At 67.9% G+C, this 19,194-nt stretch carries 24 protein-coding genes; 14 read left to right on the forward strand and 10 right to left on the reverse strand.

Going from position 1 to position 19,194, the window contains the following annotated elements:
* Nucleotides 1–58: 58 nt before the first annotated feature.
* A complete protein-coding gene (locus INF26_RS02390) occupies nt 59–991 on the reverse strand; it encodes a LysR family transcriptional regulator (protein WP_193529125.1) in 933 nt (310 codons plus the stop codon).
* 204 nt (nt 992–1,195) lie between these two features.
* Between INF26_RS02390 and INF26_RS02395 the strand changes: the two genes are divergently transcribed.
* From INF26_RS02395 to INF26_RS02410, 4 genes are read left to right on the forward strand one after another with little or no spacing between them, the layout of a single operon-like run.
* Nucleotides 1,196–2,503, forward strand: coding sequence for a putative ABC transporter permease (locus INF26_RS02395; protein ID WP_193529126.1), 1,308 nt, complete (start codon nt 1,196–1,198; stop codon nt 2,501–2,503).
* A gap of 59 nt (nt 2,504–2,562) precedes the next feature.
* On the forward strand, nt 2,563–2,967 hold the full coding sequence (locus tag INF26_RS02400) for a tetraspanin family protein (RefSeq protein ID WP_193529127.1): 405 nt from the start codon (nt 2,563–2,565) through the stop codon (nt 2,965–2,967).
* The gene (locus tag INF26_RS02405; protein WP_193529128.1) at nt 2,967–4,322 is read left to right on the forward strand and encodes a lipase family protein; all 1,356 of its coding nucleotides are present in this window, start codon (nt 2,967–2,969) and stop codon (nt 4,320–4,322) included. Before INF26_RS02400 ends, INF26_RS02405 begins: the two co-directional genes overlap by 1 nt.
* A 43-nt stretch (nt 4,323–4,365) precedes the next feature.
* Complete coding sequence (locus INF26_RS02410; protein ID WP_193529129.1) at nt 4,366–5,175, forward strand: CHAD domain-containing protein; 810 nt, start codon at nt 4,366–4,368, stop codon at nt 5,173–5,175.
* Between the two features lie 16 nt (nt 5,176–5,191).
* Here the strand turns inward: INF26_RS02410 and INF26_RS02415 are convergent, their stop codons facing one another.
* From INF26_RS02415 to INF26_RS02430, 4 genes are all read right to left on the reverse strand, one after another.
* Nucleotides 5,192–6,295, reverse strand: coding sequence for an ABC transporter ATP-binding protein (locus INF26_RS02415; protein WP_193529130.1), 1,104 nt, complete (start codon nt 6,293–6,295; stop codon nt 5,192–5,194).
* Nucleotides 6,292–7,293 (reverse strand): FecCD family ABC transporter permease, encoded by a 1,002-nt coding sequence (locus tag INF26_RS02420; protein ID WP_193529131.1) that lies wholly within the window; start codon nt 7,291–7,293, stop codon nt 6,292–6,294. Before INF26_RS02420 ends, INF26_RS02415 begins: the two co-directional genes overlap by 4 nt.
* 33 nt (nt 7,294–7,326) lie before the next feature.
* Entirely contained in the window at nt 7,327–8,466 is a 1,140-nt protein-coding gene (locus tag INF26_RS02425) for an ABC transporter substrate-binding protein (protein WP_193529132.1), read from the reverse strand.
* A 166-nt stretch (nt 8,467–8,632) separates the two neighbouring features.
* On the reverse strand, nt 8,633–9,109 hold the full coding sequence (locus INF26_RS02430; RefSeq protein ID WP_193529133.1) for a universal stress protein: 477 nt from the start codon (nt 9,107–9,109) through the stop codon (nt 8,633–8,635).
* 142 nt (nt 9,110–9,251) lie between these two features.
* Between INF26_RS02430 and INF26_RS02435 the strand changes: the two genes are divergently transcribed.
* From INF26_RS02435 to INF26_RS02445, 3 genes are read left to right on the forward strand one after another with little or no spacing between them, the layout of a single operon-like run.
* Nucleotides 9,252–10,091 carry an MBL fold metallo-hydrolase gene (locus INF26_RS02435; protein ID WP_193529134.1) on the forward strand — a complete coding sequence of 280 codons (840 nt, stop codon included), beginning with the start codon at nt 9,252–9,254 and terminating at the stop codon, nt 10,089–10,091.
* Between the two features lie 45 nt (nt 10,092–10,136).
* A complete protein-coding gene (locus INF26_RS02440; RefSeq protein ID WP_193529135.1) occupies nt 10,137–10,340 on the forward strand; it encodes a hypothetical protein in 204 nt (67 codons plus the stop codon).
* Between the two features lie 9 nt (nt 10,341–10,349).
* On the forward strand, nt 10,350–10,853 hold the full coding sequence (locus tag INF26_RS02445; protein WP_193529136.1) for an NUDIX hydrolase: 504 nt from the start codon (nt 10,350–10,352) through the stop codon (nt 10,851–10,853).
* A gap of 36 nt (nt 10,854–10,889) precedes the next feature.
* On the opposite strand, the gene INF26_RS02450 is transcribed toward INF26_RS02445, so the two are convergent.
* The gene (locus INF26_RS02450; protein ID WP_193529137.1) at nt 10,890–11,288 is read right to left on the reverse strand and encodes a pyridoxamine 5'-phosphate oxidase family protein; all 399 of its coding nucleotides are present in this window, start codon (nt 11,286–11,288) and stop codon (nt 10,890–10,892) included.
* Nucleotides 11,289–11,579: 291 nt separating this feature from the next.
* Nucleotides 11,580–12,230 (reverse strand): TetR family transcriptional regulator, encoded by a 651-nt coding sequence (locus INF26_RS02455; RefSeq protein ID WP_193529138.1) that lies wholly within the window; start codon nt 12,228–12,230, stop codon nt 11,580–11,582.
* Between the two features lie 133 nt (nt 12,231–12,363).
* Here INF26_RS02455 and INF26_RS02460 point away from each other — a divergent pair, with 133 nt between their 5' ends.
* The 4 genes from INF26_RS02460 to INF26_RS08450 all read left to right on the forward strand — a co-directional run bounded on the left by INF26_RS02460 (nt 12,364) and on the right by INF26_RS08450 (nt 15,065).
* A complete protein-coding gene (locus tag INF26_RS02460) occupies nt 12,364–13,545 on the forward strand; it encodes an iron-containing alcohol dehydrogenase (RefSeq protein WP_193529139.1) in 1,182 nt (393 codons plus the stop codon).
* A 97-nt stretch (nt 13,546–13,642) separates the two neighbouring features.
* Nucleotides 13,643–14,212: a flavodoxin gene (locus INF26_RS02465; protein WP_332307286.1), complete on the forward strand. Its 570-nt coding sequence runs from the start codon at nt 13,643–13,645 to the stop codon at nt 14,210–14,212.
* 47 nt (nt 14,213–14,259) lie between these two features.
* On the forward strand, nt 14,260–14,799 hold the full coding sequence (locus tag INF26_RS02470) for a flavodoxin family protein (RefSeq protein WP_193529140.1): 540 nt from the start codon (nt 14,260–14,262) through the stop codon (nt 14,797–14,799).
* 77 nt (nt 14,800–14,876) lie between these two features.
* Nucleotides 14,877–15,065 (forward strand): hypothetical protein, encoded by a 189-nt coding sequence (locus tag INF26_RS08450; protein WP_087227019.1) that lies wholly within the window; start codon nt 14,877–14,879, stop codon nt 15,063–15,065.
* Nucleotides 15,066–15,103: 38 nt separating this feature from the next.
* On the opposite strand, the gene INF26_RS02480 is transcribed toward INF26_RS08450, so the two are convergent.
* The 3 genes from INF26_RS02480 to INF26_RS02490 form a co-directional block, all read right to left on the reverse strand.
* Nucleotides 15,104–15,652, reverse strand: a complete 549-nt coding sequence (locus INF26_RS02480) for a flavodoxin domain-containing protein (protein WP_193529141.1) — start codon at nt 15,650–15,652, stop codon at nt 15,104–15,106.
* A gap of 128 nt (nt 15,653–15,780) precedes the next feature.
* Nucleotides 15,781–16,416: a flavodoxin family protein gene (locus tag INF26_RS02485; protein ID WP_193529142.1), complete on the reverse strand. Its 636-nt coding sequence runs from the start codon at nt 16,414–16,416 to the stop codon at nt 15,781–15,783.
* An 84-nt stretch (nt 16,417–16,500) separates the two neighbouring features.
* Nucleotides 16,501–17,508: a LysR family transcriptional regulator gene (locus tag INF26_RS02490; RefSeq protein WP_193529143.1), complete on the reverse strand. Its 1,008-nt coding sequence runs from the start codon at nt 17,506–17,508 to the stop codon at nt 16,501–16,503.
* Nucleotides 17,509–17,624: 116 nt separating this feature from the next.
* Between INF26_RS02490 and INF26_RS02495 the strand changes: the two genes are divergently transcribed.
* Genes INF26_RS02495 through INF26_RS02505 form a run of 3 tightly spaced genes read left to right on the forward strand, consistent with a single transcriptional unit; the run spans nt 17,625 to nt 19,191 of the window.
* Nucleotides 17,625–17,984 carry a cyclophilin-like fold protein gene (locus INF26_RS02495; protein WP_193529144.1) on the forward strand — a complete coding sequence of 120 codons (360 nt, stop codon included), beginning with the start codon at nt 17,625–17,627 and terminating at the stop codon, nt 17,982–17,984.
* 10 nt (nt 17,985–17,994) lie between these two features.
* Nucleotides 17,995–18,717, forward strand: coding sequence for a carboxymuconolactone decarboxylase family protein (locus tag INF26_RS02500; protein ID WP_226371808.1), 723 nt, complete (start codon nt 17,995–17,997; stop codon nt 18,715–18,717).
* Nucleotides 18,718–18,771: 54 nt separating this feature from the next.
* A complete protein-coding gene (locus INF26_RS02505; RefSeq protein ID WP_193529145.1) occupies nt 18,772–19,191 on the forward strand; it encodes a cupin domain-containing protein in 420 nt (139 codons plus the stop codon).
* Nucleotides 19,192–19,194 lie beyond the last annotated feature (3 nt).

Consider the following 19,194-nt stretch of genomic DNA (forward strand, 5'->3'; position numbering starts at 1 on the left):
GGTTCATTTGTCTCATTAGTTTTCGAATGAGACAAATGAACCTGTCCCCTTTGTCTCACTAGTAGCCGGTGACGGAGCCCTCGGAGCTCAGGAGCCTCTTCAGGAGCGAGAACTCGTTGCGGCAGAACTGGTCGAGGCGCTCGACCTCGGGTCGGCGCGTGCCCTCGAGCAGCGTGAGGCACACCGGGACCGCGGGCGCGTCGGCCGGGTCCAGGTCATGCATCGTGGCAAAGGGCAGGATGCTGAGCGCCTTGAGGTAGACGCCCATGATGCAGCCGTCGCGGTTCTCCAGGAAGTCGACGACCTCCTCGTTGGTGTCGACGTGAACGAGCGGAGAGGTCAGCCCGGCCTTCCGGCAGGTGACGACCACCGTCTCGTTGAAGCCGTCGATTCGGTCGTTCCAGAGCACGGGGTAGGGGGCGAGGTCGGCGAAGGTAATCCGTCTCCTGCCTCGCAGCGGGTGGTGCCGACCTAGGAAGACGCCGGGCGTGACCGTCCCGATCTGGGTGCAGACGCACCCGGGGGCGTCCAGGCGCCCGATCGTGAAGAGGGCGTCGAGCGCGCCGGCCCGCAGGCTCGCGAGCGCGTCGTCCCCCACGCGTACGGAGAGGCTCGTCTCGACCCCGAGGGAGCGTGCCATGAGGTGCGCGACGATGCCGCAGATGAACTCGTGCTTGGAGAAGGGCGGCGTGACGAGCGCCAGCCTGAGGTCACCCCTGGTCACAGTACCGTCCTGCCACGAGGCGGCTGCCTGCTCGATCGAGGTGACGCCCTCGGCCACCCTGCGCGCGGGCTCGAACAGCGTCTCCCCCAGGGGCGTGAGACGCATGCCCCGTCCCTCCCGGACGAACAGCGTGCCCCCGAGCTCCTCCTCGAGCTCGTGCATCGACTTCGAGACTGCCTGGACCGTGACGCCGTGCTCGCGTGCGGTGAGGGAGAAGTTCCCCGTGCACGCCGCGCGATAGAAGAACTGAAGCTGCCGGATGTTCATGGTCGCCCCTGTGGATGGGTGTGGGTCCAGGAGCAGTGTAGGGCGGGACCGGGGGAGCATGAGCTGGCGAGAAGGACGCGCGCCCCAAATATCAACCACTGCTTGATTATCCTGTACCCGTGAATGCCGAGGTTTGAGGTTCCTGTAAGTCAGGTATCGTTTAACCTGTATGCCTGTCTGTGTACCCCCAGCCAAGGAGCCCGCATGATCCCAGAGACGCAGCCGGAATCCGGCAACGCCCAGCAGAAGATGCCGCTTGCCTACCGGCTCTATGGCCTGTTCTGCATCCTGCTCGGCATCTTCACGCTCTTCACCGTGGTGATGTTCGCCGCGCTCATGACCTGGGCGCTCCAGACCGACCCGTCGATGATCATCGTTGGCACCGACCCCACGCTGCCCGTGGTCCTTCTCGTCATCTCGTACCTGATTACCTTCGCGGACGGCATCGCACTCATCGTCTTTGGCCGCATGCTGCGCAAGGGCAGCCGGCGCAACGCCGTGCTCATCTCCCACGTGCTCATCGCGACGTCCGTGGTGCAGATCCTGTTCAAGCTGATGCTGCAGGGCGTCGACCTCTCGCTCATCCCCGACGCCATCCAGCTCTTCCTGCTGATCGCGGTCTCGGTCACCGTTGACCCGTCGCTCAAGCAGGAGCGTGCGCTCCAGCGCCGCGCGCGCGACATGGTGGAGCGCGAGGCCGCCGAGGAGGGCATGCTCGGCCGCGACTACGAGGGCAAGGGCTATATCGAGCTCAACTTCTTCAACCTGTTCTGGGTCTTCGTGATCTGCTGCTTCCTCGGCCTCATCATCGAGACCGTCTACCACTTCGCCGTCGTGGTCCCCGGAGAGATCCAGGACCGCGCGGGCCTGCTCTTTGGCCCGTTCTCGCCGATCTACGGCTTTGGCGCCGTGCTCATGACCGTGGCGCTCAACCGCTTCTACAAGGCCAACCCGGCGATCATCTTCGTGGTCTCCGCCGTGATCGGCGGCCTGTTCGAGGCGGCGACCTCGCTCTTCATGGAGCTCGGCTTTGGTGCGGTGGCCTGGGACTACTCGGGCTCCACGATCTTCGGGCTCTTCCCCGACCCGATCGCCGTGATCTTTGCCGGGCGCACGAGCACGCTCTTCATGTGCATGTGGGGCGTGCTCGGCTTCGTGTGGATCAAGCTCTGCCTGCCGTGGATGCTCAAGCTCATCAACCTCATCCCGTGGAAGGTCCGCTACTCGTTCACCACGCTCTGCGCGGTCCTCATGCTCGTGAACGGCGTCATGACGCTCGAGGCGCTGGACTGCTGGTTCGAGCGACTCTCGGGCATCCCGCAGACCACGCCCATCGAGCAGTTCTACGCCGAGCACTACGACAACGACTACATGGCGCACCGCTTCGAGTCCATGACCATCACGCCGGACGACTCCGCCCGTGTGGACGGCGCCGGGCGCACCGACGCGGCCGAGGCCGACGAGTCCGTGATCGAGAAGGACGCCGACGAGACGTTCGAGAGCGTCGCTTGATAGGGGTACGTAAGAGGACTTTGTCCATCGTTGGCGCTATGCGCCCGAAAGGAGTTTCCATGTCCGCAGAGTGCAAGATCGTCAAGGGCCTCAGCTGGCTCATCATGCTCATCGGCCTCGCCGCCGTAGCGATGGGCGTCGTCATGTTCATGAACGCGGGCGATGTCGCCGCGCAGTTGGAGGGCGGTCCGATTAGCGCCCAGACCGCCGCCGTCATCATGATCGTGGCCGGCGTCTTCGAGTTCGTGACCGGCGTGATGGGCGCGCGCGGCGCGAACAACCCCGCCCACCTCGGTGGCTTCATCGTCTTTGCCAGCATCATCGCGATCGTGAACGTCGCCGAGATCGCGCTGATCGTCACGGGCGGCCAGGGCACGGTCTGGATGAACGCCATCTACGTCGCCGCCGCGCTCACCGCCGTCTTCAACGCGTCTCGCGCCAAGAAGGCCGCGCTGGACCGCTAATGACGGCAGTGGACAAGAACACGGGAGCCGAGAAGGACCTCGCGCCGGAGGCCCGGCGCCGTCCTCGCTGGGGGCTGCGCGTCCTTCTCGGCCTGCTCGTCCTTCTCGTCGTGGCGGGCATCGCGCTGTTCGTGGCGGTGCAGCACCGGCTCGACCAGCGCAGCCGCGGCGAGGGCGTGGTCCAGGCCCCGAGCGAGTTCGCCGCGCTGGAGAACTCGACCGGCCGCACCGGTGCCTTCACCGCGAGCATCGACTTCACGAGCATGGCAACGGGCGCCGAGACCATCTCCACCGAGGTCGCCTGGGACGACGAGTGGTTCTTCCAGGACCCCACGGTCTACAACCACGAGCTCGCCACCACGTGCTCGGTGCTCTCGGCCGTGGCCAACTCGGAGTCCGCGTACTACCAGGCAGGCTCGAGCTCGCCGGCCTACATGGAGCAGGCGCTGGCCGAGCTGGGCTTCGAGGAGATCTCCACGGCGTCCTACCAGTACCGCAGCGAGATCTTCGACGAGGTCGTGGACTTCATCACCGGCACGGACGACGTCGTTGCCTACTCGGTGGCCACCAAGCGCGTGACCAGCGCGAGCGGGGCCGAGAAGACCCTCTTCCTGGTGTCGATCCGCGGCAGCTACGGCTCGGAGTGGCTGAGCGACCTCAACATGGGTAGCGCTGCGACCTACGACATGGAGGAGATCACGCACGAGGGCTTCTCCGAGGCCGCGCGCGAGATCGTGGACGAGCTCGCGGCGCGCATCACCGAGGAGGCGGGCCTCGACGGCACCGAGGACATCTGCCTGCTCTTCACCGGCCACTCGCGCGGCGCGGCCACGGCCAACATCGCCGCGGCGTACGCCGACGAGATGAGCCAGGGCCTGCGGGTGCTCGCACCGCTCTCGAGCATCTACTGCTACACCTTCGCCACGCCCACGGTCACGACCTTCGATACCGCGCACGACGCGCTCTACGACAACATCTTCAACGTCATGAACCCGAGCGACCTGGTGCCGCGCCTACCGCTCACGTCCTGGGGCTACGAGCGCTACGGGCATGACCTGTGGCTGCCCGGCTACGGCGACGAGGGCTTCGACGAGGCGCACGAGGCCATGTGCGAGGTCTTCGAGGCCAACACGGGCGTGGAGAGCCCCTACGTCCCCGAGGACCGCGAGCGCGTGGACAAGCTCGTGGAGGACCTCGGGCGTGAGATCCCCACGGCTGACGACCTTGCCACGGTCAAGGGCGGCGCCACCGTCGTGAAGGACCTCATCGCCGACGTGAACCCCATGCAGGTCCTCTACGGCCACTACCCGAGCGTTTACATCGCCTGGATGCAGTCTCTCGACACGCTCGGGTAGACTTCCCTCAAGGGCTGGCTCTGCCACGGCAAGGGAGGCTGCGATGGCTGACGTTCGCAAGGAGCTCGCGAGGGTTCTCGAGGACGCCTGTGACGAGGTCGACCGGCGGCTGGGTGCGTTTCTCGCCAATCCGGACGACGTCGAGACCGTCCACAAGCTGCGCATCTCCATTCGCACGCTGAGGAGCCTGCTGACGTTTGTCTCCCCGCTGCTCAAGCGCCGTCGCCACCGACTGCTCCAAGACGACCTGCGATCTGTGGTCGTCGAGACGTCGCGCCTGCGCGAGTACGATGTGCTGCTTCGGCAGCTGCGCGAGCTGGACGTCCCATGCGCTGAGCTGGACGAGAGGGTCGTTTGCCTGCGCGAGCTCGAGCGCAACCACGTGGTGGACGTGATGCGCGGACGTCATACGCGTCGGGCGCTCCGTCGCGTGCGCAGGGGCGTGGGGCGAGTCCCGTGGCGCGACCGCGTGCGCGAGGAGGGCGTCGCGCGGGCCGACGTCCGCGCGCTCTTCCGCGAGCTGGTGCGTGTCGTGGACGAGGGGTCTGCCACCGCGGACCGTGCGGATGCCGATGCCGTCCACACCCTGCGCAAGCGGGCCAAGCGCGCACGCTATGTCGCGGAGCGCTTTGGTTCCCTGCTAGGGGAGGGCGCCGCGGCCGAGGCCGCGCGCATGAAGGGCGTTCAGGATGAGCTCGGCGACATCTGCGACGCGCGCGTAAACGTCATGATGGCGCGCGAGTTCCCGGCCGAGGGGCTCTCCGCCGAGGCGCGCGCCGCGCTGGAGGAGCTCGTCGCGCGCAACCAAGCGCTCGTTGACGCGTTTGTGACGGGTGTGCGGCCCGTCTGTTAATTGGGGACAGCCCCAATTAACAGACGGGGATGCCGGCGGCGCGGGCGGCGTCGAGCAGCTCGGCGTTGCGGGCGTTCATCGTGCCGAACTCGCTCACGCAACAGACGACCTCGCGGCAGGCGAGAAGGACCTCGCGGGCGCGTTCCACTGACTCCGCGCTCACGGGCTCGAAGTCGCGCTCGAAGACCGCGCGGCTCGCGAGGCTGCGCGCGAGCAGGCCGTCCGCGTCGTGCTCGTGTAGCACGCCCGTGGCGAACGGTGTGCCCTCGCGCGCGAGCCGCCGGAAGCACGCCGCGCCCGTGCCGCCGCCCGCGATGACGAAGACCTCCGGATCGCCCTCCGGCCGCGCGAGCTCGACGCTGCCGAAGGCCGGGTCGTAGGCGCCCGGCGCCAGGTCGTAGAGCTCGGCGACGCGCTCGGCGGTGAAGACCTCGTCGGGCGTCCCCTGAAACGCCGCGCGCCCGTCCTTGATGCAGATCACGTGGTCGGCCGCCTTCTGCGCGAGGTCGACCTCGTGCAGCGATGCCACCACGGCGATGCCGCGCTCGCGTGCCTCGTGGCGCAGGAGGCACAGCACGTCCAGCTGCGAGCGAACATCCAGGTACGAGGTGGGCTCGTCGAGCAGCAATACCTGCGGCTCCTGGCAGAGCGCGCGGGCGAGAAGAACGCGCTGTCGCTGCCCGTCGCTCACGTGGGCAAAGTCGCGACTTGCGAGCGGGAGCACGCCCGTCGCCTCCATGGCCGCGGTGACGGCCTCGTCGTCCTTCTCGCCCAGGACGCCCAGGCGCCCGGTGAACGGGTGGCGGCCCGCCTCCACCACGTCCCGGCAGGTGAGAAGCTCGGTCTGGGGTCGTCCGGTGAGCATGACGGCCATGGTGCGGGCGCGCTCCGTCGCGGGGACGTCGCCCAGCTCCTGCCCAAGGAGCTCGACGGTTCCGCCGAGTGCGCGGAGCTGCCCGGCCACGGTGCGCAGGATCGTGGTCTTGCCTGAGCCGTTGGGCCCGATGAGCGCCACGACCTGACCGGGGCGCACCGCGAGGCAGATGTCGCGCACGAGCGCTCGCGCGCCGTGCCCCACATTCAGCCCCCGGAGCTCAAGCATGTTGCTGCCCTCGATCATCGCGGCCTCCCGCGGAGCATGAGGGCGATGACGATCGGCGCGCCAAAGACGGCGGTGACGGCGCTCACGGAGAGCTCGACCGGCGAGAAGAGCGTGCGTGCGATGAGGTCGCACCCGCAGCAGAAGGCCGCGCCCGTGAGCAGGCACGCGGGGGTCACGTAGAGCGGTCGCGACGACCCCACGCCGCGCTTGGCCAGGTGCGGCGCTGCGATGCCCACGAACGAGACCGGTCCCGCGAAGGCCGCGACGCACGCGGAGAGCAGGCTCGAGACGAGCACGATGAGCATGCGCAGCCGACCCACGTTGACGCCCACGCTCTGCGCGTACGGCTCGCCGAGCTGGTAGGCGCCGAGCGGCTTGGAGAGCGCGAAGACCGCCGCGCTCATGGCGAGCACGACCACCGCGACCAGCCCCACGTCTGACCACGTGGCGCCCGAGAAGCTCCCGCGCGACCAGTTGTCCAGGTTGACGATCGACTGGTCGTCGGCGAAGGCGATCAGGAAGTTGGTGACGGCCGAGCAGATGTAGCCCACCATCACGCCGGCCACGATGAGCATGCTCTGGGAGCGCACGCGTCGCGAGATGAGCAGCACGAAGCCTATCGTGACGAGCGATCCCGCGGCGGCAGCGCCCACGGACAGCGCGGGGCTCATGACCTGTCCCGCTCCCAGGGCCACGATCATCACCAGTGCCACCACGAGCTTGGCTCCGGAGGAGACGCCCAGCACGAAGGGGTCGGCGATGGGGTTGTTGAAGAACGTCTGCAGCAGGAAGCCGGAGAGCGAGAGCGCCCCGCCCAGGAGCACCGCCTCGATGACGCGCGGCAGGCGGATCTGCCAGATGACCTGCGTGGCGGTGGAGGGGTCGCCCGGGCCCGCGGCGAGGATGCGGGCCACCTCCGCCGGTGTGGTCTCCACGCTGCCCAGGCACAGGCTCGCCACGAAGAGCGCGCCCAGGCCGAGAAGGACCGCGAGGTCGAACGTCAGCGCCCTGCGCATGCGCCCGCCCTTGTCGCCCGTCGCGCGCGCCACCTACCCCAGCCTCCAGACGTAGCTCGTGGGCTCGCCGGAGCTGGAGATCGCGGCGCGCAGGTCGCGGATGATGTCGGCCATGCTGGTGATCTGCTGGTAGAGGTTGGAGTCGCAGGCCCAGACGTTGCCCTCGCGCACGGCGCGGAAGTCGGCGAGCAGCGCGTTCTTCTCGACGAGCTGATCGAGGCCGGTCACGCCGTCGTCGATCGTGCCGTTGTAGACGATGACGTCGGCGTCGCGCGCCCCCTCGTAGAAGCGCTCCATCTCCACGGTGACGGTGGTGGGGGAGGAGTCGGTGGCGCCCTCCTCGGCAAAGCTCACGTACTCGCCGCCCGCGGCCTCGATCATCTGGCAGAAGTAGTCGCCGGCGCGGCGCGTCACGGCGGCACCGTCCTCGTTGACGTAGAAGAAGGCGACGGTCTTGCCGAGCGGTCCCTCGGCGGCGGCCTTCTCCACGCGGGCGGCCACGTCGTCGAACGCCTCCGCGGCCTCGTCCTCGCGGCCGAAGACCGCGCCCATGAGCTTGATCCACTCCAGGCGCCCGAGCATGTCCTCCTCGCGGCTCGACTGCTCCATGAGGACGGTCACGCCCAGCTCCTCCAGCTTGGCGCGGACCTCGGGCACGTGGTCGATGTTGGTGTTCTCGATGGCGAGCGGGCAGCCCCTGGCGGCGATGAGCTCGTAGTCGGGGGCGCGGTAGAGGCCGCCGTAGGTGATGGTCCTGTCTTCCAGGCGCGCGGTGAACGCCTCGACGGGGGAGTCCTCCGCGCGCACGGACGAGACGGAGACCGCGTCGAGCGCGCCGATGGCGTCCACAAGGCAGATCATGCCGGTGGAGACCAGGTAGACGTTGGCGAGCGGCTGGCGGATCACGGCCACGTCGGCGGGCAGGCCCGTCGGCGGCTCCGCACCCTCGGGCACGACGAGCAGGCGGTCGCCGCTGGCGAGGCTCGCGAGCCGGAAGCCGCCCTCGTAGGCGTCGAGCGTGAACTGCGTGGCGTGCTCCAGGGCGACGGGCGTCGCCTCGCCGAGCGCGTCGAGCCCCGAGCCGTCGTCCTTCTCGCCCGCGCAACCGACGAGCGCTAGGGGCGCGAGAAGCCCGAGGCATACGGCGGATCTGCGGGTGAGTGACGAGCCCATGGCCCTCCAGTTCGACGGGACGCGACCCCATCATGATACGTCCAGGGGGCTGGCCATGCACTCCCCTCGGCCTTGGGCGCCCGCCGACGCCACGGCATCTCACGGCACTGCCCGCGGCGCCTGGGGGAGGGGCGCCGCGGGCCGATGGGCCTTCTGTCGTAGGGGGTTACTTGACCGTGAGCACCGGCACGTCGACGGAGCGCAGCACGCCGAAGCTCACGCTGCCGATCATGCCGCGCAGGGCGCCGAGGCCGCGCCTGCCCATGACCACGAGGTCGATGTCATGGCTGGTCACGTACTCCGCGATGCCCTCCGTCGGCGACGAGGCGATCACGGCGTCCGCCACGATCTGGCACTGGGCGTCGTCGCGCGACTCCTCGATCACCTCGCGCGCGTCGTTGCGCGCGTTCTCTGCCACGGACTCCATGATCCGCTCGTAGGTCTCGGGGTCGCCGATCGCGTAGGGCGTGTCGAAGGCGGCGCTGGACATGAGCGTGGGGTCGGGCAGGGTCGAGGAGGGTATGACGGTCACCACGCTGACCCGTGCCTCGGGGTAGGGCCCGGCCAGGCCCAGCGCGATGTGCAGGGCGCTCCGCGCGTGCTCGGACTCGTCGTAGGGAACCAGGATGTTTCTAAAGTACATGGTTGCCTCCCTCGTCTCGAAGCTGCCGTCTACCTGCGTTATACCCCTCGTTCGGCGAGAAGGGCGTGCGCTCGGCGAGCGTTGGCGAAAACTTGCCTAAAGGGGGTCCGCGCGCGTGGCGGGCCGGATTTGGGGGGCTGTCATGCGCGTCACGGTGCTCATGGAGAACAGCACGCCGTCGAGCCGTCTAGCGGCGCGGCACGGGCTCAGCCTGTGGCTGGAGCTCGAGGACGGCCGTCGCGTCCTCTTTGACATGGGGCCCGACGACGCGTTTCTCGCCAACGCGCGGGCGCTCGGCGTGGACGTGACGTCGGCGGACCTGGCGGTGCTCAGCCACGGGCACTACGACCACGGCGGCGGGCTGACCGCGTTTCTCGCCGCGTGCACGGCAGCTGGTCGCGACGTGCCCGTCTACGTGCGGGAGCGAGCCTTCGAGGAGCATGTCTCCGGTACGCCGGAGCGTCATCACACAATCGGCCTCGACCCGGCCCTCGCCGCGGACGCTCGCGTGCGCGTGGTGGGCGAGCGCTTGGACCTGGGCGGCGGGCTCACGCTCTTCTCGACCGCGCGTCGCGCCCATCCCGTGGCGCGCTCGAACGGTCGCCTGCTCATGCGGGGCCCGGGCGACGCGCTCGTGCCGGACTCGTTCGCGCACGAGCAGTGCCTGCTGGTCGAGGAGGGAGGGCGCCGCACCCTGGTCTCCGGCTGCTCGCACGGCGGCATCCTCAACCTCATGGACGCGGCGGAGGCGCTCGCGGGCGCGCCGCTCGACGCGGTCGTCGCGGGCTTCCACCTCATGGACCCGAGCGGCGGCACCGTCGAGGACGCGGGGCTCACGCGCGACCTGGCCCGGGAGATGGCGTCGCGCCGGGCGACCTACCACACGTTCCACTGCACCGGGACTGACGCCTTCGCGCTGCTGCGCGACGAGCTCGGCGGTCGCGTGCGCTACCTGCACGTTGGCAGCCGCGCCGAGGTGTGACGCGCCGACGGGGTACAATTGCCCCAGTCGTCCCGGGAGGTTCCTATGCAGATCATCGGTGCGCTCGTCGCGCTGCTCATCGTCGCGTTTGTCGTCTCGCTCGTCATCTCGTTCCTGGTGAACATCGTCGCCGGTGCGCTCTCCATGCTGCCCGCGATCTTCGTGATCGTGGCCATCTGGTTCTTCGTGCGCGGCGGCAAGATCCACGTCGAGTTCCCCGACCGTCGCGACCGCGATCGCCTGAACTAGGGGGGCGCCATGGCGACGCCCGAGTTCATCCTCCGCCTGCGCGAGAAGATCGGCCACGACCTGCTGTGGCTCATCGGCGTGACCGCCTACGTGGAGGACGGCGAGGGGCGCGTGCTTCTCGGTCGGCGCTCTGACACGGGGGAGTGGGCGCTCGTCTACGGCATCAACGAGCCGGGCGAGGAGCCGGCGGACACCGTGATCCGCGAGGTCGCGGAGGAGACGGGCGTGGACGTGGTGCCCACGGGCCTGGTGCGCGTGCGCGCCCAGCGTCACGAGACCGTCTACGCCAACGGCGACCGGACGCAGTACCTGGACCTCATGTTCGTCTGCCGGCTCGCCGAGGGCGGAAGCGCCGAGCCGCGCGTTGCCGACGACGAGAGCCTCGAGGTGGGCTGGTTCGCTCCGGACGCGCTGCCGGAGCCGCTCGCGGCCTCGACGATCGAGCGCCTCGCCGCGCTCGCCGCATGGCGCGAGGCGGGCGCGAGCAGGGCGCTCTTCTCGTTTGGGGAATGATACGTAGGGACAGTCCCTTCGTATCATCCGTACCGTTTACCAGCGGATCGTGTAGGGGTCCTTGGTGAACGAGCAGAACGTGGCGGTGACGTTCTCCAGGGCAAAGACCTCGCAGTTGCCGTCGTCCGCGGCGTACATGGACTGCAGCTCGGGATACTCGGCAAGCACGGCCTCGCGGGCCTCCAGGCGGTCGTCGAGCACGGCGTCCGCCTCGACGCGCAGCCACGAGCCGTCGGCGCCCGTCGCGCAGATCGCCACGCGCGGGTGGGCGAGCATCTGGTAGGAGACCGCCTTGACCCTGCCGGTCTGGATGTAGAGCTTGCCCTCGAACTTGGCGATGGTGCCGAAGGGGCGCACCTGCGGGTCGCCCTTCTCGTCCACGGTCGCCAGGAAGTACGTGGGATTGGCCTTGAGGTAGGCGAGGACCTCGTCCATGGGCGCTCCTTTCGCGGGCGTCGTTGATGCTACTTTACCCTGCTTTGGCTGCCAAAGGCAGTTTGGGGCAAGCCCTGTGTCACTTTTTGGCTCGTCTGTGGGGCTCCGGGGAGGGACGAGATGAATCCGGGCGTTTGGCGTCAGGAAAATGCCTGCTCAGCGGAGCGAATCTATGCTCACATCTCGAGGGCTTGCGATTAGTCCCCACAGACGACGCAAAAAGTGACACAGGGCGTCCGAAATTCCGCCTTGAGCGCCCCGTGGAGGCCTTCCGGCGGGAAACTGCCGGCGCTAGGCCTGACGGCGCGCGTAGTGCTTGAGGCACATGCCCACGAAATCGCGCATCTCGGCGCGGAAGTCGGTCTCGGGGCGCCCGATCTCCAGGCGCCTCAGCGCCTCAGCGATGAGCGGGTTGCTCCAGCAGGAGCTGACGATGCCCGTGGCGTGGTAGTAGATGGCCAGCAGCAGCGGCTCCACGCGTTCGGGCTCGATGCCCAGGACCTGCGGCAGGCGCTCGCGCATCTCGTCGACGTGCGCGTAGTAGTCGCGCTTGAAGTCCATGAGGCGCTCGACGGTGACGTTGGTCTCCACAATCGTGGTGAGCAGATCGCCCAGGCGGAAGTACTCCTGGTGGGCGGTTGCGACGTCTGCCCAGGCATCAGCGGCCTCAGCGGGGACGAGCTCGTGCCCCTCGGGCAGGGCGGCGAGAAGCGCCTCGAAGTAGGCGTCGAGCTCGTCTGCCGTGAGCAGGAGGAAGATCTCCTCCTTGGTGGTCACGTACTTGTAGAGGTTGGCGCGCGACCAGCCGAGCTCCTCGGCGATCGTGGTGAGCGTGATCTCGTGATAGGGACGCTCCGCGAACTGACGGCGAACGGCGCCCTTGATCTCGTCGAGACGCTGCCCCTTCTGCTCGGGGCTTCTCGCCCTGATGAACTCGGCCATGACTCCTCCGTACGGTCGCTGCGCAAAGTATACCGCAGCCAAACCGAAAACAAGCGAAATCGCGTCACTTATATCTTTACAAGTGACGTAACGTCACTTATGATGAGGCCAACCTACGAGGAAGGGAGCGGACATGCTCGGCAACTTCACCTATCACAACCCCACCAAGCTCATCTTTGGCAAGGACGCCATGGAGGCCCTCGCGGCGGAGCTCGCGGCCTATGGCCCCACCGTCCAGCTCGTCTACGGTGGCGGCTCCATCAAGAGGAATGGCATCTACGACCAGGTGGTCGCCGCGCTCGCGGCGGCGGGCAAGACCGTCGTCGAGGATGCGGGCGTCATGCCCAACCCCACGGTCGAGAAGCTCTACGAGGGCGTGGCCATCGCGCGCGAGAATCACGTCGACCTCATCCTTGCGGTGGGCGGCGGCTCCTGCATCGACTACGCCAAGGGCCTCGCCGTCTCGGCCAACCTGCCGGCGGACGTTGACCCCTGGCAGAAGTACTGGGTGGACTTCGACGAGCCGGCGGCCGACCTCGACGTCATCCCTGTGGGCTCGGTCCTTACGATGGTGGGCACCGGCTCCGAGATGAACTGCGGCTCGGTCATCACCAACCACGAGGCCAAGATGAAGGTCGGCCACGTCTTCGCAGACGAGCGCGTGTTCCCGCGCTTTGCCGTGCTGAACCCCGAGTTCACCTACTCGCTGCCCACGTACCAGATGGTGGCCGGCATCTTTGACATCATGAACCACATCACCGAGCAGTACTTCTCGGGCACCGACGACAACACCTCCGACTACCTCTCTGAGGGCCTGATGCGCTCGCTCGTGGTCGCCAGCCGCGCCGCCGTGGCAAACCCGGAGGACTACGAGGCGCGCTCCAACATCATGTGGTGCGCCACCTGGGCGCTCAACACGCTCGTGGCCTGCGGAAAGTCCACGGACTGGGAGGTCCACATGCTCGGCCAGGCCGTGGGCGCCCACACCGACGCCACGCACGGCATGACGCTCGCCGCCGTGGCACTGCCGTACTATCGCCTGGTCATGCCGTATGGCGTGGAGAAGTTCGCGCGGTTCGCTACCAACGTGTGGGGCGTCTCGCCGGAGGGTCGCACGACCGAGGAGCTCGCCGCCGCCGGCCTCGACGCCATGGAGGCCTGGATGCGCGAGATCGGCTGCGTCATGAGCATCTCCGAGCTCGGTGCCACCGAGGACATGATCGAGGCCATCGCCGACTCCACCCTCGTCATGCAGGGCGGCTACCACGTGCTCACCCGCGACGAGATCATCCAGGTCCTCCACGCCAGCCTGTGAATTGGGGACAGTCCCCTTTTGGATCGCTGGGAAGGAGAAGGACGTGCTGACGAGAAGAAGCTTCCTAACGGTCGCAGTGGGGGCGACAAGCCTGTTTGTGGCCGGTTGCTCTGGCGAGAAGGACGAGGCGCCCGCGGCGGATTCGGCAACGGAGCAGGTCGAGGATGCCTCCGCGGCGGATGTCTCGCCTGCGGGCAACGTGCTCGTGGCGTACTTCTCGGCGACGGGCAACACGGAGGGCGTTGCCACTGCGATTGCCGAGCGCCTGGGCGCGGACGTCTTCGCCATCGAGCTGTCCGATCCCTACACAGAGGCGGACCTCAACTACAACGACGACACCTCCCGCACAAGCGTTGAGCGCGTGGACGGGACCAATCCCGAGCTTACGCAGGTCATGCCCAACGGCTGGGCAGACTACGACAGGGTTCTTCTCGGCTACCCGATCTGGTGGGGAGAGGCGGCGTGGCCCCTGCGCACGTTCGTGGCCGGCAACGACTTTGCCGGCAAGACCGTGGTGCCGTTCTGTACGTCGGCGTCCTCGGGCATCGGGGACAGCGCCGATGCCCTTGCGGAGATTGCAGGTTCTGGTGACTGGCGCGAGGGGGAGCGCTTCTCGTCCGGCGCCGGCGATGAGGCGGCTAACTGGGCAGCCGATCTGGGACTGTGATTCAAAAGGGGACAGACCCCTTTTGAATCATTGGGAAGGAGAAAAACGTGCATATTATCATCTTGCAGGGCAGTCCCAACCGAGACGGCTCCACCGCCATCCTCTGCGAGGAGTTCGCGCGCGGGGCGCTCCAGGCGGGCCACGAGGTCGAGCGCATCGACGTGGCGCAGGCGGACGTGGGCCCCTGCACGGGCTGCGTGGCCTGCGGCTACGGCGCGCGCCCGTGCGCCCAGCGCGACGGCATGGCCGCGATTCTCGAGAAGGTCCTCGCGGCCGACGTGCTTGTCCTGGCGACGCCGCTCTACTACTACGGCATGTCCGCCCAGCTCAAGGCCGTGATCGACCGGTTCTGTGCCGCCAACTCCGCCATCACGGCGCGGCGCCTGCGCTCGGTCCTTCTCGCCGTGGCGTGGAACGCCGACGGCTGGACCTTCGACGCCCTGGAGGCTCACTATGACGCGCTGGTACGCTACCTCGACCTGCGCGACAGCGGGCGCGTGCTCGGATACGGCTGCGGCACGCCGTCCATGACGCGCGCCACGGACGCCCCGCAGCGCGCCTTCGAGCTGGGACGCTCGTTGCGGTAGCGTCCGCGATCTCCCGCACGGCCGTGTCGTGTGCTACAACGGTGCTCGTTGGACGGCAGACGAGGGAGGCGCGACGTGTGGCTCTGCTGGCGGCGTGCGGTTCGGCGCTCTTTGCGGGTGCGACGGCGGTTCTCGCCAAGCTCGGCGTGCGCGAGACGGACTCCGACCTAGTGACGGCGCTGGTGCTGCGCGAGCGGCTGGGCCGCCGCGATCTGGGCGGCCTTGCGCTCCTGGTGGCGGGCACGCTCGCAATCGCCGCCGCGTGAGGGAGAGGCGTAGGCGAGAAGAACCTCGTGGGTCGTCCCTACGCCCAGCCGCGTGTCCGGAGCTCGGCGACCAGCGGCTCGAGGTGACTGCGCTCGCAGCCATCGTAGCCCTCGCGCATTTGGGCGAGGGCAGTGGCCGAGCGCTGGTCCCCCTTGCGCACCTCGCTCTCGAGCATCTTGAAGTAGATGCGCATCATGATCTTATCCAACGCGCCGAGCCGTTCGAAGTGAAAGCCGCCCTGGCAGTAGCACCATGGCAGGTCCGGGTAGGCCTCTGCGGGGAAGGAGCGACGGAACGCCTCCTCGTGCTCGCCTGCGGGCCAGAGCTCGCAGGGCATGGGCGTGGCGCCCACGGCAACCACGGCATAGTGCTTCTCACCGTGAGCCGCCATATAGGCCTGGAACCGTTTTGCCCCCTTGAGTGATGCCGCGTGGAACCAGCTGCAGAGGACCACGAGGTCCGCATCCGCGACAGCGGCCTCGATTCGCTCGAGCGGGACCGCCTGGCATCCGAGCTCCTCCGCGAGCCAGTCGGCGTATCTCTTGGCAGAGCCCGTCTGTGAGCAGAAGGCGACGACCGCGCCCATGGCGACCCCTTTCGGCGGCTGGCGAATTCCACGTTCTTCTCGCCAGTCTACGGAGTCGACGTCAGCTCCCGGTAAGCCGTCGGCGAGATGCAGTGCTTGGAGGGCTCTGGCCGCCGGCGCGGCAGGCCCTACCGGATGAAGTTCGTCTGCTGGCCGGCCTCCTGCATGGGCAGCGGCACGCCTGCCGCGCGACCGGCCTCCAGGCACTTGAGCATCCAGGCCATGTTGCGGCCGAGCTGGCGCATGGTCCAGAGGCCCTCGGCGTCCTGTTCGGTCTCCTTGGCCACGTTGCCGTGGACGTTATTCCAGTAGCGCGAGCTCACGACCGGCATCTGCGCGATGGTGAAGAACTTGTTGATGTCGTCGAAGGCCGAGGTGGTGCCGCCGCGTCGGGCGCTCGCCACGGCGGCCGCGGGCTTGTACGCGAGTACGTTCTTCTCGCCTGCGCGGCCGTTGCTGTAGAAGAGGCGGTCCATGAAGCCCAGAAGTGACGCCGCAGCGTGCGCGTAGTGAACCGGCGCGCCAAAGACAAAGCCGTCGGCCTCGGCCGCCTTGGGGCGGAACTCGTTCACCACGTCGTCGAACGCGCAGCGGCCGAGCTTTGCGCAGCCGCCGCAGGCCACGCAGCCGCCCACGGGCCGTGCGCCGATCCAGAAGATCTCTGCCTCGACGTCTTCTGCCTCGAGGGTGCGCGCCACCTCCTCGAGCGCGCGGTTGGTGCTCCCCGCCTTGTGCGGGCTCCCGTTCACGAGCATGACCTTCATGGGTTTTCCTTCCGACGATGCGACGCTGTTAGCAGCGTGCTGGTTACCTATCTAGGTCTGATTGCTCCCGTAAGCACAACACTCTTAGGCATCTACGAGGTCATGCTCGGTCTCGTTTCCGTCGCGCATGGAGCGATAGCGGTCGTCCATCTCCTTCGCATACTCAGATTCGCTTCGATTGCGCTGGCGCACGCCAAGAGCGGTGCTGTCGTCTTCTCGAACGAGCTCCAGGAACCGCCGCGCGGCGTCGCCGAGGGGGACGTCGCGCTTCCAGGCGAGGTCGATGACCGAGACGAGCGGCGGGAAGAGCAGGCGAAACTCCAGTCCCGTGCCCGGGCCTACGGTCGTGAGCCCGTCGAAGGAGAGCATGCGGCCCACGCCCTCGCGCACGAGCAGGGCGCCGTTGTAGGCGAGGTTGTACGTTGCCGCGACGTTGGCCTCGGCGGCTCGCTCCCCAAACCATGTGGCGAGAAGCCCGGTGAGCTTGTCGCTCTTTGCGTGGCGCTCCGGCACGACGAGCGGCGAGTCGAGAAGGTCGGCGGGGCTCACGGCCTCGCGCGCGGCCAGCGGGTCGTCGTCACGCACGAGCGCGCCCCAGGCGTCGGTGGGGGAGAGGCGCAGGTGGGCGTAGCGGTCAACGTCGGGGTAGCTCATGAGCACGGAGAAGTCGTCGACGCCGTGCTCCAGGCGCTCGATGAGGTCCGGCGCGTTGCCGCTGTGCAGGTGGAAGCGCACGCCGGGGTACTTCTCGCGAAAGTCGCGCACGTGGCGGGCGATCACGCGCAGGCCCTCGGACTCGCCGGCGCCGATGAAGACGTCGCCCTCCACGATGTCCTCTCTGTGCGCGAGGTCCGCCGTGGTCTGGTCCGCGAGGCTCACGATCTCCTGCGCGCGACGCCGCAGATAGAGGCCCTGTTCGGTAGGCGTGACGCTGCGGCTGTGGCGCTCGAGAAGTGGGGCGCCGAGCTCGCGCTCCAGCGCGGCGATCTGCCGGGAGAGCGCGGGCTGCGTCACGTGCAGCGCCTCTGCTGCGCGCGACATCGTGCCGTGCTCGCAGACGGCGAGGAAGTAGCGAAGGGTCCGGAGCTCCATGTGTACCCCATTACATCGAGGAATATCATGATATGCGATATAAGCAATTGTAGCGCACCCTCCCGCGACGGAGAATGTGCAAAGGGGACAGGCACTTTTGCACGCGGGAGGCGAACGTGAGGGTCGAGCTGCGGATAGGCGAGGTTGCGGTGCCGGTGGAGCTGAACGGCTCCGCAGCTGCTCGCGCGCTCGCGGCGCGGCTCCCGCAGACGCTCTCCATGAGCGTCTCGAGCGTGGGGTGCTGCGGGCAGCTGGGCTTCTCGCTGCCGTGCGATGCCGCCGACGTCCACCCCGGCTGGTCCGACGGCGACCTCAACTACAAGCCCGAGGGCGACTGGCTCGCGCTCTTCTTTGATGACGAGAAGAACTCCGCGCGCTATGGCGGCCAGGTCACGCTGGGCCGCGCGGCGGGCTCGCTGGACGCGCTGCACGACCTCGCAGCCACCCACGACGTGCTGATAGAGAATGCGGACTAGGAGGAAAACGATGACGGCGATTGCGGGCATGACCGAGTTCGAGCAGACCGACCCGGAGTTCGCGGAGCGCTTCGCGTACTTCGCGGGCGAGGAGGTCCCCGGCGAGCCAACGGCCAAGCTCCCGTCGCGCGAGCGGTACCTCGCGATTCTGGCGGCGCTTCTCGGCTGCCAGGGCGCAGAGCAGCTCCGCGTCACGCTGGCTGAGGCGCTCGACACCAAGGCTGTCACCCCCGTCGAGGCACGCGAGGTTGTCTACCAGGGCACGGCGTATCTCGGCATCGGCCGGACCCGCCCGTTCTTCTCGGCCATGAACGAGGTGTTTGCCGAGAAGGGCGTGGAGCTCCCACTGCCCGCACAGGCCACCACGACGCTCGAGACGCGCGGCGCTGCGGGCAACCAGAAGCAGATCGACTACTTTGGCGAGCACATGCGCGAGAACTGGAAGACCTGCCCTGCAGAGCGCGCCAACGTAAACCTGTGGCTCGCAGAGAACTGCTTCGGCGACTACTACACGCGCGGTGGCCTCTCGGACCTCGACCGCGAGATGGTCACGTTCTGCTACCTCGTGGCGCAGGGTGGCTGTGAGCCGCAGGCCACCGCGCACGCCGGGGCCAACCTCAACCTTGGGCGTACGAAGGACTTCCTCTATCGCGTGGTCATGCAGATCCTGCCCTACATCGGCTACCCGCGCAGTCTGAACGCGCTTTCCTGCATCGACAACGCCGCCAAATGATTCAAAAGGGGACAGTCCCCTTTTGAATCATTCATCGAGCAAAGGAGAAGAACCATGAGCGAGAAGAACGACTTCGCCCCCATGTTCGGCCTGGGCGACCCCAACGACGCGTACGCCCAGTACTTCATCGGCAACTCGTACCTCAAGCCGCTGACGAGCGCCGCGGAGTGCGGCGTCGGCCTCGCCAACGTCACCTTCGAGCCGGGCTGCCGCAACAACTGGCACATCCACCGCGCAGACAAGGGCGGCGGGCAGATTCTCATCTGCACCGACGGTCGCGGCTGGTACCAGGAGTGGGGCAAGGATCCCCAGGAGCTCACGCCCGGCACCGTCGTGGTGATCCCCGAGGGCGTTAAGCACTGGCACGGCGCCGCGCGCGACAGCTGGTTCAGCCACATCGCCTTCGAGGCGCCGGGCGAGAACTGCAGCAACGAGTGGCTCGAGCCCGTCACGGACGAGCAGTACCCGGCGTAGGTG

The organism is Thermophilibacter gallinarum, from assembly GCF_014982725.1.
GTDB lineage: Bacteria > Actinomycetota > Coriobacteriia > Coriobacteriales > Atopobiaceae > Thermophilibacter > Thermophilibacter gallinarum.

Coding starts and splice junctions, on each gene's coding strand:
- INF26_RS02390 (WP_193529125.1), bottom strand. CDS start 991: ATGAACATCCGGCAGCTTCAGTTCTTCTATCGCGCGGCGTGCACGGGG.
- INF26_RS02395 (WP_193529126.1), top strand. CDS start 1,196: ATGATCCCAGAGACGCAGCCGGAATCCGGCAACGCCCAGCAGAAGATG.
- INF26_RS02400 (WP_193529127.1), top strand. CDS start 2,563: ATGTCCGCAGAGTGCAAGATCGTCAAGGGCCTCAGCTGGCTCATCATG.
- INF26_RS02405 (WP_193529128.1), top strand. CDS start 2,967: ATGACGGCAGTGGACAAGAACACGGGAGCCGAGAAGGACCTCGCGCCG.
- INF26_RS02410 (WP_193529129.1), top strand. CDS start 4,366: ATGGCTGACGTTCGCAAGGAGCTCGCGAGGGTTCTCGAGGACGCCTGT.
- INF26_RS02415 (WP_193529130.1), bottom strand. CDS start 6,295: ATGATCGAGGGCAGCAACATGCTTGAGCTCCGGGGGCTGAATGTGGGG.
- INF26_RS02420 (WP_193529131.1), bottom strand. CDS start 7,293: ATGCGCAGGGCGCTGACGTTCGACCTCGCGGTCCTTCTCGGCCTGGGC.
- INF26_RS02425 (WP_193529132.1), bottom strand. CDS start 8,466: ATGGGCTCGTCACTCACCCGCAGATCCGCCGTATGCCTCGGGCTTCTC.
- INF26_RS02430 (WP_193529133.1), bottom strand. CDS start 9,109: ATGTACTTTAGAAACATCCTGGTTCCCTACGACGAGTCCGAGCACGCG.
- INF26_RS02435 (WP_193529134.1), top strand. CDS start 9,252: ATGCGCGTCACGGTGCTCATGGAGAACAGCACGCCGTCGAGCCGTCTA.
- INF26_RS02440 (WP_193529135.1), top strand. CDS start 10,137: ATGCAGATCATCGGTGCGCTCGTCGCGCTGCTCATCGTCGCGTTTGTC.
- INF26_RS02445 (WP_193529136.1), top strand. CDS start 10,350: ATGGCGACGCCCGAGTTCATCCTCCGCCTGCGCGAGAAGATCGGCCAC.
- INF26_RS02450 (WP_193529137.1), bottom strand. CDS start 11,288: ATGGACGAGGTCCTCGCCTACCTCAAGGCCAATCCCACGTACTTCCTG.
- INF26_RS02455 (WP_193529138.1), bottom strand. CDS start 12,230: ATGGCCGAGTTCATCAGGGCGAGAAGCCCCGAGCAGAAGGGGCAGCGT.
- INF26_RS02460 (WP_193529139.1), top strand. CDS start 12,364: ATGCTCGGCAACTTCACCTATCACAACCCCACCAAGCTCATCTTTGGC.
- INF26_RS02480 (WP_193529141.1), bottom strand. CDS start 15,652: ATGGGCGCGGTCGTCGCCTTCTGCTCACAGACGGGCTCTGCCAAGAGA.
- INF26_RS02485 (WP_193529142.1), bottom strand. CDS start 16,416: ATGAAGGTCATGCTCGTGAACGGGAGCCCGCACAAGGCGGGGAGCACC.
- INF26_RS02490 (WP_193529143.1), bottom strand. CDS start 17,508: ATGGAGCTCCGGACCCTTCGCTACTTCCTCGCCGTCTGCGAGCACGGC.
- INF26_RS02500 (WP_226371808.1), top strand. CDS start 17,995: ATGACGGCGATTGCGGGCATGACCGAGTTCGAGCAGACCGACCCGGAG.
- INF26_RS02505 (WP_193529145.1), top strand. CDS start 18,772: ATGAGCGAGAAGAACGACTTCGCCCCCATGTTCGGCCTGGGCGACCCC.